The organism is Nitrospirillum amazonense (genome assembly GCF_029594735.1).
Taxonomy (GTDB): domain Bacteria; phylum Pseudomonadota; class Alphaproteobacteria; order Azospirillales; family Azospirillaceae; genus Nitrospirillum; species Nitrospirillum amazonense.
In genome coordinates, this window is the sequence record NZ_JARPAF010000002.1 from 735,332 (window position 1) to 760,190 (window position 24,859).

A 24,859-nucleotide genomic window follows, 5' to 3' on the forward strand; every position below is an offset into this window, starting at 1 on the left:
GTCATCGCCATCCCTGAACACCCGCCCTTCAAGGATGGGGCGGGGTGGAAAGGGGGATGGTCTCCTGATACGGAACTATCCCCCTGTCCCTGCCGCCGTCAGTGACGGAAATGACGCATGCCGGTAAATACCATGGCCAGACCACGCTCGTCCGCAGCGTCGATCACTTCCTGGTCACGCATGGAGCCGCCGGGCTGGATGACGGCCGTGACGCCGGCTTCCGCCGCCGCGATCAGGCCGTCGGCGAAGGGGAAGAAGGCGTCGGACGCCACCACGCTGCCCTTGGTGCCCGGCTCGGCCAGGCCGGCGGCCTCCGCCGCCTCCCGGCTTTTGATGGCCGCGATGCGGCTGCTGTCGACTCGGCTCATCTGGCCGGCGCCGATACCCACCGTGGCCAGGTCCTTGGCATAGACGATGGCGTTGGACTTCACATGCTTGCCCACGCGGAAGGCGAACAGCAGGTCGGCCAGCTCCTTCGGGGTGGGGCCGCGCTTGGTCACCACCTTCAGGTTGGCCGGCAGGATGCGGCCGTCATCCCGGCTCTGCGCCAGGAAGCCGCCGGCGACGGTCTTGATCAGGGTGCCGGCCTGAGCCGGATTGGGTAGGTCGCCGGTCAGCAGCACGCGCAGGTTCTTCTTGCCTGCCAGCACGGCACGGGCGGCCTCATCCGCGTCGGGGGCAATCACCACTTCGGCGAACAGGCGGGATATGGCCTCGGCGGTCACGGCGTCCAGGGTGCGGTTGGCGGCGATGATGCCGCCGAAGGCGGACACGGGGTCGCAGGCCAGGGCACGGGCGTAGGCGGTGGGTAGGTCATCACCCTCGGCCACACCGCAGGGGTTGGCGTGCTTGATGATGGCGATGGCCGGGCGGTCGAACTCGGCCACCAGCTCGAAGGCCGCGTCGGTGTCGTTCAGGTTGTTGTACGACAGCTCCTTGCCCTGCAGCTGGGTGGCGGTGGCAATGCCGGGGCGGCGCTCCCCCGTCACATAGAAGGCGGCCGTCTGGTGCGGGTTCTCGCCATAGCGCAGGGTCTGGCGCAGGGTGCCGGACACGGTGACGCTCTCCGGCCAGGTCTGGCCCAGGCGGTTGGCGAACCAGGCGCCGATGGCGGCGTCATAGGCGCCGGTGCGGGCATAGGCCTTGGCCGCCAGGCGGCGGCGCAGGTCCAGGGTGGTCTGGCCGTCATGGGCCGCCAGCTCGGCCAGCAGCGGGGCGTAGTCGGACGGGTCGGTCACCACCGCCACGAAGTCGTGGTTCTTGGCCGCACCCCGGATCAGGCTGGGGCCGCCGATGTCGATGTTCTCGATGCAGGTTTCGAAGTCGGCGCCCTTCGCCACCGTGGCCTCGAAGGGATAGAGGTTCACCACCACCAGGTCGATGCCGGGGATATCGTGGGTGTTCATGGCGGCCACGTGCCCCTCGTCATCGCGGCGGGCCAGGATGCCGCCGTGGATGCGCGGGTGCAGGGTCTTCACCCGGCCGTCCATCATCTCGGGGAAGCCGGTGTGGTCGCCCACCTCGGTCACGGGCACGCCGGCCTCGGCCAGGCGCTGAGCGGAACCGCCGGTGGACAGGATGTGCACGCCGCGCGCGGCCAGGGCCTGGCCCAGCTCGATCAGGCCGGTCTTGTCGGACACGGAGATGAGGGCGCGGCGCAGGGGAACGAGATCGGGGCTGGTCATGATGGCAATCCGGCTTCGGTGGGATTTGGGAATGAGAAAGCCCGGCAAACGCCGGGCTTCAAGGGAAACTTGGGGTCATGGTGGCTCAGGGGTCGGCGCCCTCGGCCTTCTTCTCGCGGCGCAGGGCCCACTTCACGGTGGCGCCGCCGGGGGCGGTCGTGCCGCGCACGGTCACCTGCAGGGTGCCGCGCGGCTCGGGCCCGTCGCCCAGATAGACGCTTTCCTCCAGCCCCACCGTGCCGCCCGACAGGCGCAGGCGCCAGCCGGCGCCCGACGGCAGGCGCAGCAGCACGCCGTCGCCGCCCTGGGACAGGCTGGCGTGCACGCCCGGATGCAGGTGGAAGCGCAGAGTGTAGGACTGCCCGCCGGACCCGCCTTCCAGCTTGTCCTCGCCGCGCAGATCCTCGCCGTTCTCGGCCAGGTACAGGCGCCGGTGGTGGATCAGGCCGAAGCCGTCGCGATAGCCGTCGTGCGCCGCCTCAACCAGGACGGCGCCGCCCGTCTCGCGCCGCTTGGCCTCCACCGGATGCGGGCGGCGACCCAGGCCGCCATCCTCGCGCACGGAGGCGGAGTTGGTGTCGGCCACCACCAGGGTGGAGTGGGCGGCGGTGGAGGCCAAGGCCCCGCGCCAGGCGCCGGTTTCGGATGGGTGGCTGCCGCAGTTGACGATCAGCCGCTCGCGCCCCACGCTCATCTCGAACGACAGGCTGCCGGCGTGCGCCCGAGCGTCCAGACCGGACGGCGGCGGTGCGCCGGCATCGAACAGCACGCAGGCGCGGCCAGCCGCCAGCCGCTCGAACCCCACATGGGGGGCGGAGCGCAAGGGCCGGCCGCGGGCGTCGGCCTGACTCAACACCGTGTCGATGAAGGTGGGGTCTTCCGCCCAGCCACCATTGAACAGGGCCAGGCCGCCGTCGCCATGGCGAAAGAAGCGCAGGGTGGGCGTCAGGCGGTCGATGGAGTGCTGCACGGCGTCGGGCATGTCGGCCCGCGCGGCGCGCAACACGCCCCGGATGTCGATCAGGTGGCGCAGCACCTGCAGCTGTAGCGAGGGGCTGCGCTGCACATGGCCGCCGTCGGGCATGACCTGGCGGGTCAGCTCGCGGTTCAGCAGCCACAGGGCGCGCTGGGCCGTACGGCCCCGGCCCGGCAGGCAGAAGCCGCCGTAGACCAGGCCTTTGATGCCCAGGATCAGATCTACGCCCCGCAGGCGGCCGGGCACCAGACGGGCCAGGTGGCGGATCTGGCGGGCCAGGCTGTCGAAGACACGGGCGCGCAGGCCGTCGTCGGCGCTGGCCAGGAAGAAGTCGTGGGCGCCAATCCAGGCGACGATGCGCTGGGCCGTCACCTCCGGCGCCCAGGCGACGGCATGCCAGGAGGAGAAGCCGTCCAGCCAGCTGGTGACCAGCACGCGGGCCTGGCGGCGCGCGGCGTCGCCCCCGGCGGCTTTCAGGTGGCGCAGCCAGTCGAAGCCGTGCAGGGCTGTCAGCCAGGCGGATCCGGCGGAGAGATCCAGCCAGGGCGGCAGATCGGCCTGGCGCTCCTCACCCGCGAAGGCGAAACGGCCGGCCAGCAGCGCCTCACCCTGGCGGGGGTCACCCGGCCACGGGTCGGCCGGCACCACGCCCAGCGCCTGGGGCGCGCGGCTTTTCAGCAGCACGCCGTACAGCGGCGTCCGGTAGACCAGCGCGCCGGGGCCGGCGCGGAACCGTCTCATGCCGGAAGTGACACGGGCCATGCGCCGTTCGATCCCTTAGACCAGCGGGCCGCGCAGGCGGCGGATGTTGTCGGCGTAGGCCTCCGGCCCACCCTGGAAGGTGGCGGTGCCGGCCACCAGCACGTCCGCGCCGGCGGATATCGCCACGGGCGCCATCTCGACGTTGATGCCGCCGTCGACCTCAAGGTCGATGACACGGGACGTGCCGGCGGTCACGGCGTCGATGCGCTGGCGGATGGCCCTGATCTTGTCCTTCTGGCTGTTGATGAAGGACTGGCCGCCAAAGCCGGGGTTGACCGACATGACCAGGATCATGTCGACGTCATCCATGATGTAATCCAGGACCGAGATGGGCGTCGCCGGGTTCAGCGCCACGCCGGCCTTCTTGCCCAGGCTGCGGATCAGCTGCAGCGTGCGGTGGGTGTGGGCGCCGGCCTCGGGGTGCACGGTGATGATGTCGGCGCCGGCCTTGGCGAAGGCGGCGACGAAATTATCCACCGGCGAAATCATCAGGTGCACGTCGAACACCTTGGCCGAATGCGGGCGCAGGGCCTGCACCACCATCGGGCCGATGGTCAGGTTGGGCACGAAATGCCCGTCCATGACGTCAATGTGGATATAGTCGGCACCGGCAGCGTCCACGGCCCGCACCTCCGCGCCCAGGTTGGCGAAGTCGGCCGACAGGATGGAGGGGGCGATGCGTACCGGCTGCTGCATGGTGACTATGGTTCCTATCAACTAAGGGCTGCTTTGCCAACCGCTAGGCGGTGCGGCGCAGGCGGGTCATGAAAAATCCGTCGAGGCCGCCCAACCCCGCCCAGTGGCCGGGCGTGGTGCGCACGTCGCCGCTGTCGGTTACCAGGGGGGCCAGTGCCTCCACATCGGCCTCCGCGCCATAAGCCAGATCCACCGGGATGATGGGTTCCACCATCACGTCCAGGCGGCGCGACAGCAGCTTGGACAACTGCTCCTCGCCTTCCTCCGGCTGGAGGGAGCAGGTGCAGTAGACCACCAGGCCGCCCGGCTTCACCATGTCGATGGCGCGGTCCAACAGGCGGCGCTGCACGCCCGACAGGCGGCCCACGTCTTCCGGCGTCTTCAGCCGCGCCACGTCGGGGTGGCGGCGGATGGTGCCGGTGGCGCTGCACGGCGCGTCCAACAGCACGGCATCGACCGGTGCGTCCGGCTGCCACTTGGTGGCGTCGGCCACCGCCGTGGCGACCGACAGGCCCAGGCGTTCCATATTGCGCGACAGGCGGTCCAGCCGGGGGGCGGAGCGGTCGACCGCCGTCACCTTGGCGCCGGCGGCGGCCAGCTGGGCCGTCTTGCCGCCCGGGGCGGCGCACAGGTCGATGACGGTCAGGCCGGCGACGTCGCCCAGCAGGCGGGCGGGCAGGGCGGCGGCGGCGTCCTGCACCCACCAGGCGCCCTCATTGAAGCCCGGGAGCTCGGTGACCGACCCGCCGGCGGCGCGGCGCAGGGTGCCGTTGGGCAGCACCGTCGCCTCCAGCCTTTCCGCCCAGGCGTGCGGGTCGCCCTTCACCGTGATGTCCAGCGGCGCCTCCACCAGGTGGGCATCGACGATGGCGCGGGTGTGGCCGGTGCCGTAGTGCTGGCGCCAGGCCAGCCACAGCCAGTCGGGCGTGTTCAGGCGGCCGGCGTCCTGGGCGGCCAGCAGGTCGGCGCCCTCGCGCGCCAGGCGGCGCAGCACGGCGTTGATCAGACCCTTCATGCCGGCCAGGCCCTTGGCCACGGCCAGTTCCACGCCCGTGTCCACGGCGGCGTGGGCGGGGGTGCCCAGGAACAGCAGCTGGGCGGCGGAAACGCGCAGGATGTCCAGCACGCCGGCCTTGGGCAGATCCGGCCGGGCCAGCAGCGACAGGACCACGGCGTCGATCTGGCCCAGGCGGCGGATGACGGTGGCGGTCAGCAGGCGGACGAAGGCGCGGTCGCGCGGCTCCAGGCCGGGCAGGCCCCGGTGCTGGTCCAGCGCGTCATCCAGCGGCACGCGGCGGCGCAGCACGCTTTCCAAGAGATCCAGGACCACCCGGCGGGCGGCCAGCGTTTCGGTATTCATGGGGGCGGGGTGTACCCCGGAACGGGCCCGCTGTCACCGGCCCCTTTCGGCCACCCGCCCCCCGTTTCCGGCATGGATTCGGACGGGAAGGTCTGGCCCCCGGCAAAAGCCCTTGGCGGTGGCGCGCGCCGGGGCCAATTATAGTGCCATGAGCAAGCTGCCCCCCCTGCCAGAGCCCCCTTTGCCCGAGCCCAAGGCACCCATCTTCAAAGCGCACGTGGTCCCCCACGGGGCCCCCGCGGCATCGGCGCCCGAACCCGCCCCCGAAACCGTTAAGGCCGAAGCCATCAAGGCCGAGGCCGCGAAACCCGAACCCGTGCGCGAGATCGGTGGCCCCACCGGCCCCGAACCCACCCGCTACGGCGACTGGGAACGCAAGGGCCGGTGCAGCGATTTCTAAACCGGTGGCGCCCCCGCCGGTACGCCCCTGGGGTTTCAGAGGGTCTTGAACCGCTCCGTCGCCTGCACCAAGGCGGAGCGGATGCCCGGCTCCATGGCGCTGTGGCCCGCGTCCGGCACGACGATGTAGTCGGCCTCGGGCCAGGCGCGGTGCAGCTCATCCGCCGTGCGGATGGGGCAGACCACGTCGTAGCGGCCCTGGACGATGATGGCCGGGATGTGCCGGATGCGGTCGATGTTCTCCAGCAACGCCGCTTCCGGCGACAGCTTGTTGTTGCGGAAGTAGTGCGCCTCCATGCGCGCCAGGCCCAGGGCGTGGTTGTCCTCGCCCGACGCCGACACCAGTTCCGGGCTGGGCAGCAGGGTGGAGCAGGCGCCCTCGTACACGCTCCACACCCGGGCGGCGGCCATGCGGGTCTGTGGATCGGCGGAGGTCAGGCGGCGGTAGTACGCCTCCAGCAGGTCGCCCCGCTCATTCACCGGGATGTGGGCCACGAAGGTGGACCAGGCCTCGGGGAAGAAGGTGCGCATGTCGTAAAGGAACCAGTCGATCTCCTGCTGGCGCATCAGGAAGATGCCGCGCAGCACCAGGCCCTTCACCCGTTCCGGATGGGCCTGGGCGTAAGCCAGCGCCAGGGTTGACCCCCAGGAGCCGCCGAACACCAGCCAGCGGTCGATCTCCAGCACCGCCCGCAATTGTTCCAGATCCGAAATGAGATCTGGAATACCATTCTCGCGGATTTCACCCAGCGGGGTGGACCGGCCGGCGCCGCGCTGGTCCAGGATGACGATGCGGTAACGCCGGGGGTCGAAGAAGCGGCGGTGCGTGGGCGAGGCGCCGGCACCGGGGCCGCCATGCAGGAAGACCACGGGCGCGCCATCGGGGTTGCCGGCTTCCTCCCAGTAGATGGTGTGCAGGCCGCTGACGGCCAGCGTGCCCGTCCGGTAGGGTTCCAGGGGTGGGAAGAGGTCGCCGCGCGCCATGGGTCTGTACACCAGATTGCTCGAATTAAGGCCGAAGTGTAGGCCAAGGCCGGCCCCCAGCGCAAACCCAACCAAGCCCGGCCGGTTCCGCCCAGCCTGTTTCGCGGGAGTTTTTACAGCGATGTCACAACCATTTGCCGCCTTCACGGAAGAGTCGCTGGCCGTCCTGGTGCGGGCCTTCTACGACCGGGCGCGCCAGGATGCGCTGCTGGGTCCGGTCTTCGAGGGCGCCGTCGGCACCACCGAGGAGGCGTGGGACCGCCACCGCATGCGCATTGTGGATTTCTGGTCCTCCGTCCTGCTATCCACCGGCCGTTACGAGGGCCGGCCCATGGTGGTGCACGCGGGTCTGCCCCTGATCGGGCCGGATCACTTCCGCCGCTGGCTGGCCCTTTTCCAGGAGACGGCTCGGGGCCTGTTCACGGCGGAGGCGGCGGACCGCCTGGCGGAGGTCAGCGCCCGCATCGGCCGCAGTCTGCAGATGGGCCTGGCGGTAGCCCGGGGCGATGACGCCGGCGCCTATCTGCCCTAGGGGCTGGCGTTGGCCATGACGAGGGCGTCGCGGGCATCCTCCGTCGCTTAGGGATCCGATGCGGCCGGCGCCGCGTCGCTCCCGTCCTTGTCTTCCTTCTGGCCCCGGACCGGGCGGCGATGGGGCCAACGGCCGTCGGTGGTGATGATCTGGTCGGGGTTGGTGACGCGGATCATGGGGCCGTTGTGCTCCTCCACCCAGCCGCGCACCTCCACCAGTCGGTCCTTCAGGTCCAGCGGGCTCAGGTGGCGGGCCCGGAAGGCGGCCATGTCACGGCGGTCGATCTCCACCGTGAAGTCGGTGCGCCGGTCGGCGCCGAAGTTGAGGTAGACGCGCTCGCGGGCGTCGGCCGCGTCCAGCACGCGGCCGGTGACGACGGCGTAGCGGCCCTGGGCCCGGAAGGCCGTGTCGGGGTCGCGCACGGCGTAGAAGCCGTCGGCCCACAGGCCCAGCTTGCCTTCGCGGGCGTGGTCCTCCGCCCGGCGCAGGGCGGCCAGGCCCTTGGGCGCGTCGGGGTGGGGCGCCAGTTCCGCCCACCCCTGGCGCAGCAGGGCATCCTGCACCCACACCAGGCGGCGCCCGTCGCGTACCATCAGGTGGGCCAGGATGCGGCCGTAGCGGTCATGGTCCACCCCGCCCAGCATCAGCTTGACCGTGCGGTTCAGCACCAGTTCCTCCAGCGCATGCCGCGACTCCTCCGCCAGGGGCCAGGGGGGGCGGCCGGCATTCTCGTCCTGCGAACTGCCGGCCTGGGCGGTGCGCGCGGCTTTGGGTGACCCCACCTTGGGGGCCAGGATGCCGGCCAGGCGAACGACCCGGCCGTCGCGCAGGGTGACGGTGTCGCCGCTGAGCACGCCGATGACCACGCCGTTGCCGGCGGGGATAAGGCCGTGGGTGCCCTTCGCCGTGCGTTCCTTGTGTGGCTTATGGTGGGCCCGATGCGTCCGGGCCTCGGCCGGCTGGAGGGCCGCCGTCAGGATCAGCAGTGGCAACAGGGCGAGTCGCCAAGCGTGCATCGCGGTGGGCCTCCGGCAACCAGGGCGCGATGACGATACGGCACGGGGAATGCGAAGAAAAGAGACGGCGCGGACCACCTGGATCCGCGCCGTTGGATAGTTTACGCGTTCTGCCAGAACCGATTGATGGCACGGCCGCGTATGCCGGTGATGGGGCGTCAGGTGTTCCTGCCTCTCCAGGGTCGCCTCGACCCTGGGCTGTCAGGGACGCGAAGCCGAAAACGCTGAGTAGGCAAATTCCGTCGGTTCCACCGTCTGCGGTCCCTTATCGGGGTTGTTCTGCGAGACATGCCAACCTTAGCAAAGTGTGGGCCAGGGTGCGGCGCGGCGTCGCGTTAACTGTTTATTGGCCTTTTCCGGCCATTTTGGCCGAGGGCGTGCCCTGGTGCGGGATCCACTCTTGGCGCAGGGCTCCAGCAAATCGATGCATTATGTATTGCTTAATGCAATATGCGCCCCATCACAGCGCCCTGTTTGCACTATGCAATATGCTAAGTAGGAATTAGGCCCATACCGGTGGCAGGGGGCCTGCACGCTTGCCGCAGTTGCCGTCGGCCCGCCCGACGGCTACCGTGCGGCCATGAGCGAAACGACACAGGCCCTGGAAAGCCCGGCGGGGGGATGTCCCATCCGACGGTCCGCCGTGCGAGTCTCCATCGCTACCGCGCTGCTGCTGGGTTTCGGCACGCTGGTCCTGGTGGCGGTAGCCAGCGTTCTGATCCTGGGCTTCAGCACCTCCACCCGCAACACTGCGGCGCTTCTGACCGACAAGGTCATCCTGGCCATGGACGGGATGACGGTGCGGGTGCGCGCCCAGTTGGACCCGGCGCAATATCAGGCGGAATTCCTGGTGGCGTCCATCCAGCGGGGGGAGATCGACACCAGCGATGAGACGCGGCTGGGCCAGAACCTGCGCTCGGCCCTGGCGGCCTCGCCCCAGATCACAGCCGTCAGCTTCCTGTCGGCCGACGGCCACTGGACCGTGGCGCGCCGCACGGGCCCCAACGACGCCGAGGTCATCACCATGCCGCCGCCGCCCAACAGCGATCTCCTGATGCAGGAAATGAAGGCGGCGCCCGTCGCCCGCTGGGTGGACCCCGTATGGTCGGAGGAGGAGGGCACCAGCTTCCTCACCGTGCGCGCGCCGGTGCGGTCCAAGAGCGGCAAGTTCCTGGGCGCCGTCCTGGTGGGCGTCAGCTTCGCCGACCTGTCGGGCTTCCTGGGCGAACTGGACAGCAGCCAGGGCGTTACCGCCTTCATCCTGTTCGATGCCGACCACGTGCTGGCCCATCCGGCCCTGATTGGCCGCACCTTCAACCTGGCCGGTCGCAACCCGCCCCTGCCCACGCTGTCCGACCTGGGCGATCCCGTGGCCGCCGGCATCTGGCAGCGCCAGCCCCCCGGCCGCGTGGTGGCCCGCAACGGCATGGGCGGCAAGCTGCGCGACCTGGACTTCCGCCAAGCCAGCGTCGGCGACGTCGACTACGTCTACCTGCTGCGCGACCTCAGCGGCTACGGCGCCCAGAACTGGACCCTGGTCATGGCGCTGCCGCAGCGCGAGGTGGACCAGGAAATCCGCCGCGTCCGCTGGTTCGGCCTGGGCGGCGTCGCCATCCTGCTGGTCTCGGTCGCCCTCAGCCTGATCCTGGGCAAGACCATCAGCCGGCAGATCCGGGGCCTGTCGCACGCGGCGTCCTCGCTGCGCGACCTGGACTTCCACGCCGTGCCCTACCTGCCGGACAGCCGCCTGCGCGAACTATCGGACGCGGCCGCCGCCTTCAACACCATGCTGACCGGCCTGCGCTGGTTCGAGTCCTACGTGCCCAAGGCCTTGGTGCTGCGCCTCATCCGCCGGGGCGATCACGCCGGCTCGATCTTGTCCGAGGAGCGTGACGTCACCGTCATGTTCACCGACATCAAGGGCTTCAGCACCCTGGCCCAGAACATGACCCCGGCGCAGACCGCCTCGCTGCTGAACGAGCATTTCACCCTGTTGTCCGCCTGCATCGAGGCCGAGGGCGGCACGGTGGACAAGTTCATCGGTGACGCCGTCATGGCCTTCTGGGGCGCGCCGGACGAGCAGGCGGACCATGCGGCGCGCGCCCTGCGCGCCGCCGCCGCCATCAACCGCTGCATCCGCCAGAGCTATGACGAGGCGGTGACCCAGGGCCGGCCCGCCATCCGCCTGCGCGTCGGCATCCATTCCGGCCCGGTGGTCGTGGGCAACATCGGCACCAGCAGCCGCATCAACTACACCATCGTGGGCGATACGGTGAACGCCGCCGCCCGGCTGGAGGCGCTGGGCGCCGACCTGGCCGACCCGGCCGCCGCCTGCATCGTGCTGGCCAGCGCCGACACGGTGGATGCCGCTGCCGACTGCGGCGTGCCCATGACCGACGTGGGCGAGTTCAGCCTGCGCGGGCGCACCGGCCAGGTACGGGTTTGGCAGCTGGCCGACGGCGTACACGGTCCCCGCGACCCCGTTGGGCCCACGGGCCAGACCATCGGCGAACCGGGCTTGGAGCCGGTCTGCCCCCAACTGCCTGCCACCACCCCGTCTTAAATTTTTATGACGGGTGGGGGAAAGTCCCCCGCCGGCGCATCCACCCCCTAGTATCCCGGCGCCGCCCCACCCCGAGGCGGCCGTTGAGGGATGCACCTCCAGTGGATGACGCCCCCGTGCAGGATCGACACGACGCGATCACCCGGCCGCAGGACGGGCCGCAACGCGCGCCCTACAGCGACGTGCCCCATAGCGACGCCCCCTTCAGCGATGAGAGGGCGCGGTGGCTGGCCACCCACATCCTGCCGCATGAGCACGGGCTCAGGGCTTGGCTGCGGTCGAAGTCCTTCCTGGGCTTCGATGCCGATGACGTGGTGCAGGAAACCTATGCCATCCTGGTGGCCAAGGCCTGTGTCGCCGGGATCGAGAACCCGCGCGCCTACGCCTTCCAGACCGCCTATTCCGTGGTGCTGCGCCTGGTGCGTCAGTCGCGCGTGGTGCCCATCGCCGCCGTGGCCGACCTGTCGACGCTGGAGGCGGTGGTGGATGCCCCCTCGCCGGAAGAGGTGACATCGGCCCGCCAGGAACTGCGCCTGATCCAGGACGCCATCGCCGATCTGCCGCGCCAGACCCGCCGCGCCTTCGTCATGCGCCGGGTGGAAGGCCTGCCGCAGCAGGAGATCGCGCGGCGGATGCGCCTGTCGGAAAACACCGTGGAAAAGCACATCACCCGGGGCCTGAAGTTGCTGTCGGAGCGCTTCGGCCGGGGCGAACGGTGATCGGTTGGCAAGGGACCTGATGAGCGTGAGCGTAAGACAAACCGCCGGGGCGATCGACCTGGCCGCCGCCGCCTGGGTGGCCCGGATGGACGCACGCGTCCTGACCGCCGATGAACGGGGGGAGCTTGACGCCTGGCTGGCCGCCGACCCCCGCCATCTTGGCGCGCTGGCCCGCGCCCGCGCCCTGCTGCTGAGCCGGCGGGACCTGGCGCCCGCCCTGGTCGGAGAGGCCGCAGTCCCCCGCGACCGCGCACCCCTCCACAGCCGCCGCCGCCTGCTGGCGGGCGCCGCCAGCGTGGCCGGCCTGGCGGCGCTGGGGGCAGGGATACGCCAGCCGGCGGCCCGGCAGACCTACAGCTCCGCCGTGGGCGAGGTGCGGCACATTCCGCTGGATGACGGCTCCACCCTGACGCTGAACACCAACTCGTCCGTCACTCTGGCCTATACCGCCGGCCGGCGGTTGCTGTACCTGGAGCGGGGCGAGGCGTTCTTCGATGTTGCCCCCGTTTCCGACCGTCCCTTTGTCGTCCGCAGCCCGCTGGCCCAGCTGGCCACCACCGGCGGCGCCTGCTGCGCCCGCCTGAACAGCGACGGTGTCATGACCGTGGCCGTGCTGTCGGGGAAGCTGGCGGTTGAAGGCGCGCCCTCGCCCCTGGCGGAAACGCTGGACCGTGTCACCGGCCGCGACTGGACCCTGCACCTGGGGTCGCGGGACGCCGTGCTGGTGAGCGGTGGGCAGGAGGTCAGCGTGCGCCCCGGCGGTGCCGGGCGCGGCAGCCTGGTCAGTTTCGAGGCGGTGCCGCCGGGTGCCCTCGACCGGGCCCTGATGTGGCGGGAAGGGCGCCTGGCCTTTGAGGGCGAGACGCTGGCTCAGGCGGTGGCGCAGTTCGCCCGCTATTCCCGCCGGCGCATCGTGCTGGCCAGCGACCGGCTGGCGCAGCGCCATATCTCCGGCCTGTTCCAGGCCACCGACCTGGACGGCTTCGCCCGAGCCGTGGCCGTCGGCTTCAGCGCCAAGTATCGGGAAGAGGGCGATTCCATAGTTCTCTATGATTGAGTCGGCCGTGGCCAATTCGTAGCGCCTCAAGTTTGCCTGTTAAACTTAAATGACGCAGTGGCGGAAAGATAATCCTGCCGATCTCTCCCTAGTATGAATGCGGAAATGAGTGCGATAGGCGGCAACGACCAGTCAAATCGCCCATCATTGTTGGGGAATGATCGTCATGATTAAGAAATATGGCAGTTTCTTTGCTCTGTGCAGTACGGCGTTGATGGGGTGGGCGGTTCCGGCCTGGGCGCAGAGCGCGCACTTTGACCTGGCGGCCCAGCCGGCCGTCCGCTCCATCCCGCTGTTCGCCCAGCAGGCGGGCATCCAGATTCTGGCGCCCACCGACCAGCTGGACGGTATCTCCACGGCCGCGCTGCAGGGCGACCTGGACCGGCAGCAGGCCCTGGCGCGCCTGCTGAAGGGCACGCCCCTGGTGGTGGCGTCGGACGATGGCCACACCGTGGTGCTGAAGCTGGCGCCCGCGCCGGTTTCCACCGGCACCCCCGCGCGCAAGGCCCAGGCGGCGCCCGCCCCGGCGGAGGTGCAGGTGGCAGACGCTGCCGGCGGCAGCCTGGACGAGGTGGTGGTGACCGGCACCCGCGACCGCGGCCGCACCCGGTTCACCACCATGACCCCGGTCGACGTGCTGTCGGCCAAGGATCTGCAGGACGGTGCCTCCAACCAGCTGCTGGAGAACCTGACCCAGGTCATTCCCGGTTTCAACGTCCAGAAGCTGCCCAGCTCCGACGGCGGGCAGTTCATCCGCCCGGCCCATTTGCGCGGCCTGTCGCCCGACCAGACCCTGGTGCTGATCAACGGCAAGCGCTTCCACCGCACCGCCTACCTGGGCACGCGCGGCGCCCAGGGCCCGGACCTGGCGCAGATCCCGGACTTCGCCATCGGTCGCGTGGAAGTGCTGCGTGATGGCGCCTCGGCCCAGTACGGGTCCGACGCCATCGCCGGCGTCATCAACATCCAGCTGGACGACCGGCCCGGCGTCTACGGCTACATGCAGGGCTCGCAGTACTACGCCGGCGACGGCACCACCTGGAATGGCGGCCTGCGGGGCGCGACCGAGATCGGTGACGGCGGCCACCTCATGGCCACGGCCGAGTGGTCAGACGGCACGCTGACCTCGCGCACCCACCAGCGCGACGATGCCAAGGCCTTCCAGGCCGCCAACCCGCAGCTGACCATCGCCAACCCGGTGCAGCGTTGGGGCCGACCGGACGAGAGCAGCTACCACTATGCCGTGGACGGCCTGCTGCCCGTGGGCGCCGTGGAGCTCTATGGCTTCATGACCATCGCTACCGGCGAGGGCATGAACGACATCAACTGGCGCATCCCCGACCCCAAGAGCAACGCCAGCGTCTACGGCCTGGCGCCCAAGGTCTTTCCCGGCTGGGACCTGCGCAGCGTCTATCCCGATGGCTTCACGCCCAAGGAAGGCATCAAGTACACCGACTACCAGGCCGCCTGGGGCGCGCGGGGTCATGTCGGCACCGACCTGGACTGGGATTTGAGCGGCACCTACGGCGAGAATGAGAGCCGGTTTTTCCTGAACAATTCCATCAACGCCTCGCTTGGGCCCAGCAGCCCCTACAACTTCAACCTGGGCACCCAGCGGCAGGATGAGTTCAACCTGAACGCCGACGGCGTCTATCGCCTGGACGCCGGCCTGGATGAGCCGCTGAACATCGCCTTCGGCGCCGAGCGCCGGCTGGAGATCTACACGGTGGAGGCGGGCGACACGGCCTCTTACCAGGTGGGGCCGGGTGCCACCGCCGGCCTGGCCTCGGGTGCCAACGGCTTCCCCGGTTTCAGCAATCTGCAGGCCGGGTCCTGGTACCAGACCAGCTACGCCGGTTACCTGGACATGGAGGCCAAGCTGACGCCGGACTGGACCGTGGGCGCCGCCGGCCGGTACGAGACCTATTCCGGCTTCGGCGACAAGATGACCTACAAGGCCTCCACCCGGTATGAGATCACGCCGGACCTGGCCCTGCGCGCCTCCTACTCCACCGGGTTCCGCGCGCCCACGCCGGGCCAGATCAACTCCCTCAGCACCTCGCAGGGGTTGGACACCAAGACCCTGCAGCTGTTCACCAGCGGGCGCCTGTCACCCGACAACCCGCTGGCGGTGGCCCTGGGCGCCAAGCCGCTGAGCCCTGAAACGTCTCGAAACTACAGCCTGGGGGCGGTGTGGCGCACGGATGTGGGCCTCTCGGGCTCGGTCGACGCCTACCAGGTGGACGTGGACCACCGTTTCTCCAGCTCGCCCACCATCAACCTGACGGCGGCGCAGAAGGCGCAGCTGGTGGCCCAGGGCGTGCCGGGGGCGGACAACTTCACCTCGGTCTATTGGTTCACCAACGATTTCAACACGCGCACCCAGGGCCTGGACGTGGTGCTCGATTACACCCAGCCGGTGTTCGACACGGCCCGCATCGACATGAAGCTGGCCTACAACCACAACCTGACCATGGTGACGGGCGGCAGCCTGAACGCCAACCCCACGCAGAAGGTGCTGTATGAACAGGGCCTGCCCAAGAACAACATCACCGGCAGCCTGACCTACAGCGACAACCCCGTCGATTACCAGGTGCGCGTCCGCTACTACGGCGGCTGGACGGACAGCAGCGGCAATTCCACCGGCGATATCTTCCAGACCTTCGACGGTATCACCTTCGTCGACCTGTCGGTGACCTACCACATCACCGACAACTTGGCGGTCAAGGTGGCGGGCGAGAACATCTTCGACACCTATCCGGCCAAGGCGATCTACCAGGCCAGCCGCGGCATCGAATATTCGCGCAACGCCCCGTACGACACCTACGGCGGCCGCTACTATGTCCGCTTCAACGCCGCCTTCTGAGTAGTATCTGTCGAGTCTGTTCGGGGTGCCGTCCCGACCTCCCATCCGGGGCGGCACCCAGGGAGTGATTTTGATGCGTCGACGCACCTTGCTCCAAGCCGCCCTGGCCGGCGGCGCCGGTGGCTTGCTCAGCGGGCCCGCCGTGCCGGTGTCCGCCCAGCAGACAGGCCCCATGACGGGCCCCTTGCCCAGCCCGCTGATCCCCGGCGCTGCCCCGCCCGCGGCGGATGACGAGGCCGGCTGGGCCGCCGTAGCGGCCGCCTACCCCGCCCGGCTCCAAACCGGCGTCATCAACCTGGAATACGGTGCCTTCGGCCAGATGCCGCTGGCTATCCAGGCGGCGTATGAGCGCTACACCGCCAAGGTGAACCAGGAAGGCGCCACCTTCGTGCGCCGGGATTTCGTCGGCTATTACCAGACGCTGCGCCAGCGCATCGCCGCCATGGTGCATGCCGACGCGGGCGAGATCGTCATCACCCGCAACGCTACCGAATCGCTGCAGGCGGTCATCGGCGGCTATGCCCGGCTGAAGCCCGGCGACGCCGTCTTGATGAGCGACCATGACTATGACAGCGCCCGCATGGCGGCGTCCTGGCTGGAACGGCGGCGGGGCGTCACGGTCATCAGCATCGACCTGCCCCACCCGCCGACGTACCAGACCCTGATCGACGCCTACGACCAGGCGCTGGCCGCTCACCCCACCGTACGGCTGATGCTGCTGACCCATCTCAGCCACCGCGACGGCCTGCGACAGCCGGTGCGCGAGATCGTGGCCATGGCCCGCCGGCGGGGCGTGGACGTGGTGGTGGACAGCGCCCAGGCCTGGGGCCAGGGCCCCGTGGACGTGCACGGCGACGGCGTCGATTTCGCCGTGTTCAACCTGCACAAATGGATCGGCGCTCCCCTAGGCGTGGGCGCCCTCTATATCCGCAAGGACCGCATCGCCGACATCGAGCCCTTCATGGGCGAGGAACCATCGGAGCGCGACCCGATCCTGGGCCGGGTGCACACCGGCATGGCCAACTTCGCGGCCCAGATGGCCGCCATCGACGCGCTGGACTTCCACCAGGCCCTGGGCACGCCCATCATCGGCGCCCGCCTGCGCCATCTGCGTGACCTGTGGGCCCTGCCGGCGCGCAACCTGCCGAAGATCGAGGTGCTCACCCCCGACGACCCGCGCCTGTGCGCTGGCATGACCAGCTTCCGGGTGAAGGGCCAGACCACGCCGGCGGCCAACACCGCCCTGGCCGCGCACTTGCTGGAAAAGCACGGCCTGTTCACCGTGGTGCGTACCGGCCTGGCCGGCGGCGCCTGCCTGCGCGTAACCCCAGGCTTCAGCACCACGCCGGCCGATATGGCCAGGCTGGTGGAGGCGCTGAAGGAAATCTGAGGGGCTCAAAGGAAACCCCGGGCCACCGCTGCCGCGTGTGGCCAGCACTGGAGCGTAGCGACTAGGCCGCGACTGCGGCCGCCGGAGCCTTTCGGGGAACGCAGTGGACTGAAAGGCGAGGATGAGCCAAGGGGCGGATGCCCCGCCGGCGTTTGAGGCCAGCATTGGAGCGTAGCGACTAGGCCGCGACTGCGGCCGCCGGAGCCTTTCGGGGAACGCAGTGGACTGAAAGGCGAGGATGAGCCAAGGGGCGGATGCCCCGCCGGTGTTTGAGGCAACCGAAATCAAGCCTCCACGAACAGCTCTTCCGGCCGGCCCACATGGCGCATGATGCTCTGGCGCAGCTTGCCCATGGCGCGGTGCTCCAGCTGGCGCACGCGTTCCTTGCTGACGCCCAGGGTGTGGCCCAGCTCCTCCAATGTCGCCCCATCCTCGCGCAGACGGCGGGCGGCGATGATGGTGCGCTCACGGGGCGACAGGGTATCCATGGCCTCGCTCAGCCAGGCGGTGCGGCTGCGGCTGTCCTTCAGGCCGATGACGATCTGCTCGGGCGAGGGGCCGTCGTCGGCCAGGAAGTCCTGCCACTCGCCGCCATCCTCGCTCAGCGGGTGGTTCAGCGACTGGTCGGTGGCGGTCAGGCGGATTTCCATGGTTTCCACCTCATGCTCGCTCACGTCCAGTTCCTCGGCCACGCTGCGGCGGCCTTCGGCGGTCAGCGAGGTGGCGGAGGGGTTGTTGTCGATGCGGGCGCGCAGGCGGCGCAGGTTGAAGAACAGCGACTTCTGCCCCGCCGTGGTGCCGGTGCGCACGATGGACCAGTTGCGCAGCACGAATTCCTGAATGGTGGAGCGGATCCACCAGGCGGCGTAGGTGGAGAAGCGCACCTCCCGCTCCGGCTCGAAGCGGCTGGCGGCCTGCATCAGGCCCAGGTTGCCCTCCTGCACCAGGTCGCCCAGAGGCAGGCCGTAGTTGCGGAAGCGGCTGGCCACGGCCACCACCAGGCGGGTGTGGGACGACACCAGGGCGTGCAGCGCCTTCTCGTCCCGCTTCTGCTGCCAGCGGCGGGCCAGCTCGAACTCATGGTCCCGGCTCAGCAGCGGCGCCTTCATGGACGCCTTGATGAAGGACAGGTTCGCCTTTTGGGTCTGAGGATCGTCAATGTGCGCCATGCTCCCCTCCATCTTGGCAGTCCCGGCATCGACCTCTGTTGGGCGGCCCTGGTATTGCGCCAAGGCTTCCGTCAGCGTCGGTCCCGGATGGGGCGCCCCGGTGGCCTATTCCTCCGGGTCAACACCCCACGTGGATTTGCGGGATCGGTGAGACAGTAATGACCGATTGGGGCACTGAAATATCGCGGGAAAAAGTCGATCACCCACAGGGCATAACCCAAGCTTGCCTTAGGCTGGTCCGGGTCCTAGGCGGCTATTACCACCACCAAAGGGTCTAATTTCTCTAATTTGATATAATCGGGCGCCATCGACCGGGCTTATTCGGGGGATAGCCGGCCCTGCCAATAGGCCCTTCGTCACCCTGGCGGAGGGCGTAGGCGCACGGCCTAGCTTCCGCTTCTGTTAACATTGGACCCCTGGTATTGGAATGGTCTTGGCCGTGCCATGTTAACAGGCGGCGGGAAGGCGGTTGGCCGCGCCAAAACCTTGCCCAGGCTGGCGGAAACCCTGGGGGCGGGCGATGTGTCGCACGCCCTTTGGTTGAGGAGTTCGCGCCGCCGCAGCGGGGCGTGGTGGCCCGGCGCTGTCCCGCCCCAGGTGCGGCCTATGCCTTCCGGCAAAGGCCGGGGCAGGGGCGCGATGCGCCGACGGCACGGGAGAACCGGCCCCCTATCTCTTTCGATCAATGGCCGGCCCGCGTCAGGGACCAGGGGGATCAGCCGCAGCGGGAATAGCCGCAGGACAGGCAGGTGTCGCATCCCTCCTGATGCACCAGGCTGGCCTGGCCGCAGCGGGGGCATTGGGCAGGCGGTTGCCGGTTTTCAGCGCGTGTTTCCGCTGCGGCGGACATGCCGGCCGTATCCTCGTGCACCGCGGGCAGGCCGCTGGCGCGCATCAGGAATCCGGTCTCCAGCATGTGGCGCTCGATGACCTCGCCGATGGCGGCCAGCAGGGAGGGGACGTAGCGGCCCTTCATCCATTGCCCGCCGCGCGGATCGAACACGGCCTTCAACTCCTCCACCACGAAGGCGACGTCGCCGCCCCGCCGGAACACGGCGGAGATCATGCGGGTCAGCGCCACCGTCCAGGCGTAGTGCTCCATGTTCTTGGAGTTGATGAAGACCTCGAACGGCCGGCGCCGCTCCTCGATCACGATGTCGTTGATGGTGATGTAGAGGGCGTGATCGCTGCCCGGCCAGCGCACCTTGTAGGTCGCCCCCACCAGCGTCTCCGGCCGGTCCAGGGGTACCGCGCCGCTGGCGGCGGGCACCGGGGCCGGTGTGGGGGCAACAGGCGTGGGAGGGGCAGGCGGCGGTGAGGTGTCGGCGGCGGGTGCTGACAGCACCGACCCGGTGATGGCGTTGGGGCGGTAGGTGGTGCAGCCCTTGCAGCCCAGGTCATAGGCCTGCAGGTAGACGTCCTTGAACGTCTCGAAATCCAAATCCGCCGGGCAGTTGATGGTCTTGGAGATGGAACTGTCGACCTCGCCTTGCGCCGCCGCCTGCATCACCAGATGGGCGGCGGGGGGCAGGCTGCCGGCATCGACGAAGCTGTCGGGCAGGGGGGCGCCGGGGCCGAAGGTCTGGCGGAAGCGGTGGTAGGCATAGTCCGCCACCCGCTCGACCTTGCGGCTGCCGTCGGGCTGCAGGACGGCGCGGTCGTATTCCCAGGTGAACACCGGTTCGATGCCTGAGGACACGTTGCCCGCCAGCAGAGAGATGGTGCCCGTGGGTGCGATGGAGGTCAGCAGGGCGTTGCGCACGCCGTGCCGCTCCACGGCCGCGCGGGTCACATCGTCCAGGCCCCGGATCATGGGACGGGCCAGGTATTGCTCCCGGTCATAAAGCGGGAAGGCGCCCTTCTCCGCCGCCAGGCCGGCGCTGGCGCGGTAGGCGTGCCGGCGCACCGCCCCCAGCCACTGCCGCGTCAGATCCACGGCCTTTTGCGTGCCATAGCGCACGCCGCACAGAATCAGGGCGTCGGCCAGCCCGGTCACGCCCAGGCCGACGCGGCGCTTGGCCTGCGCCTCCTGCCGTTGCGCGGGCAGGGGGAAGCGCGAAACGTCGATGGCGTTGTCCAGCATGCGCACCGCCACCGGCACCAGGCGCGCCAGCCGGTCCAGGTCCAGCCGCGCGTCGGGGGTGAAGCCGCCCACCACCAGGGCCGCCAGGTTGACGGAGCCCAGCAGGCAGGCGCCATAGGGGGGCAGCGGCTGCTCCCCACAGGGGTTGGTGGCGCTGATGACCTCCACCCCGCCCAAATTGTTCTGGGCGTTGATGCGGTCGATGAAGATGACGCCGGGCTCGGCATAGTCGTAGGTGGCCCGCATGATGCGGTCCCACAGATCGCGCGCCCGCACGGTGCGCCAGACCCTGCCCTCGAACACCAGGTCCCAGGGGCCGTCCTCACGCACCGCGGTGATGAAGGGGTCGGTCACCAGGACCGACAGGTTGAACATGCGCAGGCGGCCGGGGTCGCGCTTGGCGTCGATGAACGACTCGATGTCCGGGTGGTCGCAGCGCAGGGTGGCCATCATGGCGCCCCGGCGGTTGCCGGCGCTCATGATGGTGCGGCACATGGCGTCCCACACGTCCATGAAGGAAATGGGGCCGGAGGCGTCCGCCCCCACGCCGGCCACCGGCGCCCCCCGGGGCCTGAGGGTGGAGAAGTCGTAGCCGATGCCGCCGCCCTGCTGCAGGGTCAGCGCCGCCTCGCGCAGGCCGGCGAAGATGCCGCCCATGTCGTCGGGCACCGTGCCCATGACGAAGCAGTTGAACAGGGTGACGCTGCGCCCGGTGCCGGCCCCCGCCAGGATGCGGCCGGCCGGCAGGAAGGCGAAGTCCCTGAGGGCCTCGTAAAACTGGGGTTCCCACAGGGCGGGGTCGCGCTCCGCCTCCGCCAGGGCCTTGGCCACGCGGCGCCAGCTGTCATCCACGGTCTGGTCGATGGGGGCGCCGTCCGGTTGCTTGAACCGGTACTTCATGTCCCAGACCTGGGCCGAGATGGCCGGCCAGTCGGCCAGCGTCCCGGATTCGGCCAGCGTCTCGGAATCGGCAAGCGTCTCGGAGGGAGAGTCCGCCCCGGGGACTGTCGTCGCCTGACCTTCACGCCCGACCATGCGCACCCTCCGGTCCCGGATGATTGCTCCGGTGAAGGGTAGGCCGGGGACCGGGGGCGGTCAATCGCGCCCCAAGCTTATGCTGAAAGGCCCGTTCAGCCGGCGGCAGGCACCTCGACCAGGGGCGGGGCGTTGGGCGGACGCTCTGTCGCCGGACCGCCGGCGGCCATGACCAGGCGGTCGGTCGCGGGCTCCAGCACTGCCTCCAGGCGGGCCAGCGCCTGGTCCTTGGACAGGCCGGGGGGGATGGGGGGCAGGAACTCGATGACGATGGTGCCGGGGCGGCGCAGGAACTTATGGCGGGGCCAGAACAGGCCGGAGTTCAGCGCCATGGGCACAAGCGGGATGTCCAGCGCCTCATACAGCAGGGCGATGCCGATCTTATAGGGCCGCCAGGCGCCCACGGCGGTGCGGGTGCCCTGGGGGAAGATGACGATGGGCCTACCCTCGGCCACACGCTCCCTGGCGCCGCGCAGCAGCGACTGGATGGCGGCGCCCCGCTTGCCCCGGTCCACGGCGATCATGCGCGCCTTGGCGGCGTACCAGCCCCAGATGGGGATGTAGGTCAGTTCCTTCTTCAGGACGATGGCGGGATCGTCCATCAGCAGGTGCAGCTTCATCGTTTCCCACATCGACTGGTGCTTGGCCCCCACCAGGAACGCGCCGGTCTTAGGCAGGTGCTCCAGCCCGCGCACCTCGTACTTCAGGCCGATGATGGTGCGTTCCCAGAAGTTCAGGGTGCGCATGTAGCCGCGGATGGCCCAGATCATGGTGCGGTGGGGCACCACCAGGGTCCACAGCAGGCCGAAGCACCAGAGCATCGTCCAGATGTAGAAGACGATGTTGAAGACCAGGGATCGCAAAACCAGCATCGCCCGTAACCGTCATGACCAGGGTTGATGGGTGCAGGGATAGTGCCTGCGGGCCGGCCTGTCCACTCTCCCCCAAGCTTTGAGGGCCCAGGCTTCGAAAGGGGGTCAGAGGCCCAGGGCGTGGCGCAGGAAGGCCACCAGGTACTTGTCGTATTCGCTGACGATCAGGCCGGCGGTGCCGCGCCAGTGCCACCAGCCATCCAGGCGCACGTTGGGCGGCTGCACCGCGTGGGGCACGATGCGGGCGTCGGGCAGGGCGTGACGGAACTCCACCAGGCTGCGCGGCATGTGATAGTTGGCCGTGACCAGGCGCAGGGAATGGAAGCCTTCCGCCTGCATCCACCGTGCCGTCTCCGCCGCGTTGCCCACCGTGTCGTCGGCGCTGTAGCCCAGCACCACGCAGCATTCCAGGGCCGAGGGCGTCGCCTGCGACATGCGCAGCAGGGCCCGTACGTCCACCCCCCGATAGACGCCCGAGATGAACAGTTTCCGCGCCCGGCCGGCGGCCAGCAGGTCGAACCCCGCCTCCAGCCGCTCGCTGCCCCCCGTCAGCACGACGATGGCGTCGGTGGCCGCGGTCTCTTCCTCCGGGGCGCGGGGGATGTGGGCGGCGAAAGTGAGCAGCCCCGCCAGCCACAGTGCGCCCAAGGCGGCCCCCAGGCCCGTCAGGCGGCGCATGCGCGCCCACAGCAGGGCGCCAGGTCCCGCCAGGGCGGACGGTTCAGCCTGTGGCAGGGGCGCCCCCGGCAAGCTCACGGTAGCCGCTCCAGCGCGCGCAGCACCGTCAGCCGCGCGCTGATGGCAGCCAAGGCGCCGGCCGCCACCGGCACGGCGGCCAGCACCAGCCATTGCAGGGGGGCGAGCGTCAGGGGCGGCAGCAACGTGCCTTCCACGGTACGGGACAGCAGCGACAGCACGGCCAGGGTGACCAGTGCCACGGCCGTGCCGCCCACGCCGCCGGTCAGCGACAGGCGCAGGATGTGGCGCTGGAACTGGCCGGCCACGTGGCTGTCGGTGGCGCCCATGACGTGCAGCAGGTCGACCTCGTCCTGGTGCATCGCCAGGCCGGCCTTGGCGGCGAACACCACCACGGCCACGGCGGCCCCGCCGATCAGGGCCACGATGACCAGGGCCACGGCCTCCACCAGGCGGGCCAGACGGCGCAGGTCGCGCAGCCACACGCCCGGCTCCTCCACCGATGTGCCGGGCACGGCGGCGGCCAGGCGCTGGCGCAGGGCGGTGACGTCGACGGCCGGGCCGGCGGTGACGTCGATCAGGGCGGGCAGGGGCAGGTCCTGCAGCAGGGCACCGTCGCCCAGCCAGGGCTCCACCAGGCGGGCGGCGTCGGCCATGGGCACGGGGCGGGCGTTGATGATGCCGGGCACGCCACCCAGCGCGTGCAGCACCATCTGCACCCGCTCATCCAGCGGGGCGGGGGTGCCGTCGCCCTTTTTCACATCCCCCACCGGGCTGACCTGGATGGTCAGGCTGCCGTCCAGGCCGCTGTCCCAGCGCTGCGCCCATCCGGACAGCAGTTGCGCCGCCGCCACCGCCAGGGTGGACAGGAAGACCATCAGGGCGATCAGCCAGGGCAGGAAACGGCCCGTGGCATCGCGGCGTAGGGACAGGACGGCGGGGCCGCGCCGGCTCATGGGGACTGCCTCTCCAAGGGAATGGACCAGGGGATGGTATCGGTCCTAGTGATGGCACGGCGGGGTGGCGGGCGTCCAGCGCGTCGGCCGGGCGGCGCCGGGGCTGCGGCATCAGCGCGCCTGCCAGAACGGGATAGGCCGTTTCGCCGTCGGGGCCAGGGCCGGGGCCCACCTTGCGCATCCCCGACCTTTTCGTTTAAGTCTAAGGCGCCTCTTAAGGATTTCGGCCTGGCCCTGCCTCCCATGATAACAACCTGCCCGTCCTGCGCCACGCGCTTCCGGGTCGACGACGCCTTGCTGGGGCGGGGTCGGCGCGTGCGCTGCAGCGCCTGCGGTTCCGTCTGGCATCAGGTGCCGGAAACGGCCGGCCGGCCGGCGGTGGCCGCGCCGCCGGCGGATGACGATGACGACTGGATGTCGTCCGCCCCGTCGTCCTCCTCCTTCGCCGACCTGGCCGCAGCCATGGAGCGGGAGACGGCCTACGACACCCTGACCATGGCGGAGGACGAGGCGCCGGCCCCGGCACCGCTGTCGCTGGGCCGTCTGCGCCAGCCCTCATCCACGATGGCGATTCCGGAGCCGGAGGAAAAGCCGCGGCGCCTGTTCGCTGCCGTGCGCTGGGGCGTCCTGGCCGTGGTCATCGCCGGCGGCATCACCGGCCTGGCGGTCGAACGCGACGCCGTGGTCGACGCCTGGCCCGCCGCCGCCCGCCTGTACGACGCCTTCGGCTTCGGCGTCGAACCGCCCGGCACAGGGCTGGAGATGGTGGACAGCAAGACGGAATTCCGCGACGTGGAGGGCACGTCCATGCTGTTCGTCGACATCACCGTGCAGAACAAGTCCGACCGCCAGCGCGACGTGCCCGACCTCATGGCCTCCGCCCTCGGCGCCGACGGCAAGCCTTTCCAGCGCTGGCGCATGCAGCCCAAGGCCCGCCGCCTGTTCCCCGGCGAGAAGACCGTCTACCACGGCAACATCGTGGAAAAGGGCGGCCAGGCCGCGCAGATTCGCCCGGAATTCGTGCTGCCGAACTGAGGTGATTT

The 24,859-nt window shown here is 69.8% G+C and carries 19 protein-coding genes; 8 read left to right on the forward strand and 11 right to left on the reverse strand.

Going from position 1 to position 24,859, the window contains the following annotated elements; genetic code table 11:
- Positions 1-98 precede the first annotated feature (98 nt).
- The 4 genes from purH to P5F91_RS09615 all read right to left on the reverse strand — a co-directional run bounded on the left by purH (position 99) and on the right by P5F91_RS09615 (position 5,479).
- The gene (gene purH, locus P5F91_RS09600; RefSeq protein ID WP_145610498.1) at positions 99-1,685 is read right to left on the reverse strand and encodes a bifunctional phosphoribosylaminoimidazolecarboxamide formyltransferase/IMP cyclohydrolase; all 1,587 of its coding nucleotides are present in this window, start codon (positions 1,683-1,685) and stop codon (positions 99-101) included.
- Between the two features lie 85 nt (positions 1,686-1,770).
- Positions 1,771-3,423, reverse strand: coding sequence for a heparinase II/III family protein (locus P5F91_RS09605; protein ID WP_277907092.1), 1,653 nt, complete (start codon positions 3,421-3,423; stop codon positions 1,771-1,773).
- 15 nt (positions 3,424-3,438) lie between these two features.
- Positions 3,439-4,119: a ribulose-phosphate 3-epimerase gene (gene rpe, locus P5F91_RS09610; protein WP_277907093.1), complete on the reverse strand. Its 681-nt coding sequence runs from the start codon at positions 4,117-4,119 to the stop codon at positions 3,439-3,441.
- A 43-nt stretch (positions 4,120-4,162) separates the two neighbouring features.
- On the reverse strand, positions 4,163-5,479 hold the full coding sequence (locus P5F91_RS09615; protein WP_145610496.1) for an RsmB/NOP family class I SAM-dependent RNA methyltransferase: 1,317 nt from the start codon (positions 5,477-5,479) through the stop codon (positions 4,163-4,165).
- A gap of 148 nt (positions 5,480-5,627) precedes the next feature.
- Between P5F91_RS09615 and P5F91_RS09620 the strand changes: the two genes are divergently transcribed.
- On the forward strand, positions 5,628-5,879 hold the full coding sequence (locus P5F91_RS09620) for a DUF1674 domain-containing protein (RefSeq protein WP_422394460.1): 252 nt from the start codon (positions 5,628-5,630) through the stop codon (positions 5,877-5,879).
- Positions 5,880-5,914: 35 nt separating this feature from the next.
- On the opposite strand, the gene pip is transcribed toward P5F91_RS09620, so the two are convergent.
- Complete coding sequence (gene pip, locus P5F91_RS09625) at positions 5,915-6,862, reverse strand: prolyl aminopeptidase (protein WP_277907094.1); 948 nt, start codon at positions 6,860-6,862, stop codon at positions 5,915-5,917.
- A gap of 121 nt (positions 6,863-6,983) precedes the next feature.
- Between pip and P5F91_RS09630 the strand changes: the two genes are divergently transcribed.
- Positions 6,984-7,394, forward strand: a complete 411-nt coding sequence (locus P5F91_RS09630; protein WP_145610494.1) for a group III truncated hemoglobin — start codon at positions 6,984-6,986, stop codon at positions 7,392-7,394.
- Between the two features lie 47 nt (positions 7,395-7,441).
- Here P5F91_RS09630 and P5F91_RS09635 read toward each other — a convergent pair whose 3' ends face one another.
- The gene (locus tag P5F91_RS09635) at positions 7,442-8,410 is read right to left on the reverse strand and encodes a thermonuclease family protein (protein ID WP_277907095.1); all 969 of its coding nucleotides are present in this window, start codon (positions 8,408-8,410) and stop codon (positions 7,442-7,444) included.
- A gap of 580 nt (positions 8,411-8,990) precedes the next feature.
- Here P5F91_RS09635 and P5F91_RS09640 point away from each other — a divergent pair.
- The 5 genes from P5F91_RS09640 to P5F91_RS09660 all read left to right on the forward strand — a co-directional run bounded on the left by P5F91_RS09640 (position 8,991) and on the right by P5F91_RS09660 (position 17,005).
- Complete coding sequence (locus P5F91_RS09640) at positions 8,991-10,973, forward strand: adenylate/guanylate cyclase domain-containing protein (RefSeq protein WP_277907096.1); 1,983 nt, start codon at positions 8,991-8,993, stop codon at positions 10,971-10,973.
- A gap of 101 nt (positions 10,974-11,074) precedes the next feature.
- Entirely contained in the window at positions 11,075-11,692 is a 618-nt protein-coding gene (locus P5F91_RS09645) for an RNA polymerase sigma factor (protein ID WP_186454720.1), read from the forward strand.
- Positions 11,693-11,717: 25 nt separating this feature from the next.
- Entirely contained in the window at positions 11,718-12,749 is a 1,032-nt protein-coding gene (locus P5F91_RS09650; RefSeq protein ID WP_186454719.1) for a FecR family protein, read from the forward strand.
- 166 nt (positions 12,750-12,915) lie between these two features.
- Positions 12,916-15,615 carry a TonB-dependent receptor gene (locus P5F91_RS09655; RefSeq protein ID WP_277907097.1) on the forward strand — a complete coding sequence of 900 codons (2,700 nt, stop codon included), beginning with the start codon at positions 12,916-12,918 and terminating at the stop codon, positions 15,613-15,615.
- A gap of 73 nt (positions 15,616-15,688) precedes the next feature.
- Positions 15,689-17,005, forward strand: a complete 1,317-nt coding sequence (locus tag P5F91_RS09660) for an aminotransferase class V-fold PLP-dependent enzyme (protein ID WP_145610488.1) — start codon at positions 15,689-15,691, stop codon at positions 17,003-17,005.
- Between the two features lie 284 nt (positions 17,006-17,289).
- Here P5F91_RS09660 and P5F91_RS09665 read toward each other — a convergent pair whose 3' ends face one another.
- The 5 genes from P5F91_RS09665 to P5F91_RS09685 form a co-directional block, all read right to left on the reverse strand.
- Entirely contained in the window at positions 17,290-18,174 is an 885-nt protein-coding gene (locus P5F91_RS09665; RefSeq protein WP_145610487.1) for an RNA polymerase factor sigma-32, read from the reverse strand.
- 715 nt (positions 18,175-18,889) lie between these two features.
- Entirely contained in the window at positions 18,890-21,157 is a 2,268-nt protein-coding gene (locus P5F91_RS09670; protein ID WP_246134409.1) for an adenosylcobalamin-dependent ribonucleoside-diphosphate reductase, read from the reverse strand.
- Between the two features lie 230 nt (positions 21,158-21,387).
- Complete coding sequence (locus tag P5F91_RS09675) at positions 21,388-22,164, reverse strand: lysophospholipid acyltransferase family protein (RefSeq protein WP_145610486.1); 777 nt, start codon at positions 22,162-22,164, stop codon at positions 21,388-21,390.
- Positions 22,165-22,269: 105 nt separating this feature from the next.
- The gene (locus P5F91_RS09680; RefSeq protein WP_246134365.1) at positions 22,270-22,920 is read right to left on the reverse strand and encodes a YdcF family protein; all 651 of its coding nucleotides are present in this window, start codon (positions 22,918-22,920) and stop codon (positions 22,270-22,272) included.
- Positions 22,917-23,816, reverse strand: a complete 900-nt coding sequence (locus P5F91_RS09685) for a cell division protein FtsX (RefSeq protein WP_145610485.1) — start codon at positions 23,814-23,816, stop codon at positions 22,917-22,919. Before P5F91_RS09685 ends, P5F91_RS09680 begins: the two co-directional genes overlap by 4 nt.
- 243 nt (positions 23,817-24,059) lie before the next feature.
- Between P5F91_RS09685 and P5F91_RS09690 the strand changes: the two genes are divergently transcribed.
- Entirely contained in the window at positions 24,060-24,851 is a 792-nt protein-coding gene (locus P5F91_RS09690; protein ID WP_277907099.1) for a zinc-ribbon domain-containing protein, read from the forward strand.
- The last annotated feature ends 8 nt before the right edge of the window (positions 24,852-24,859 follow it).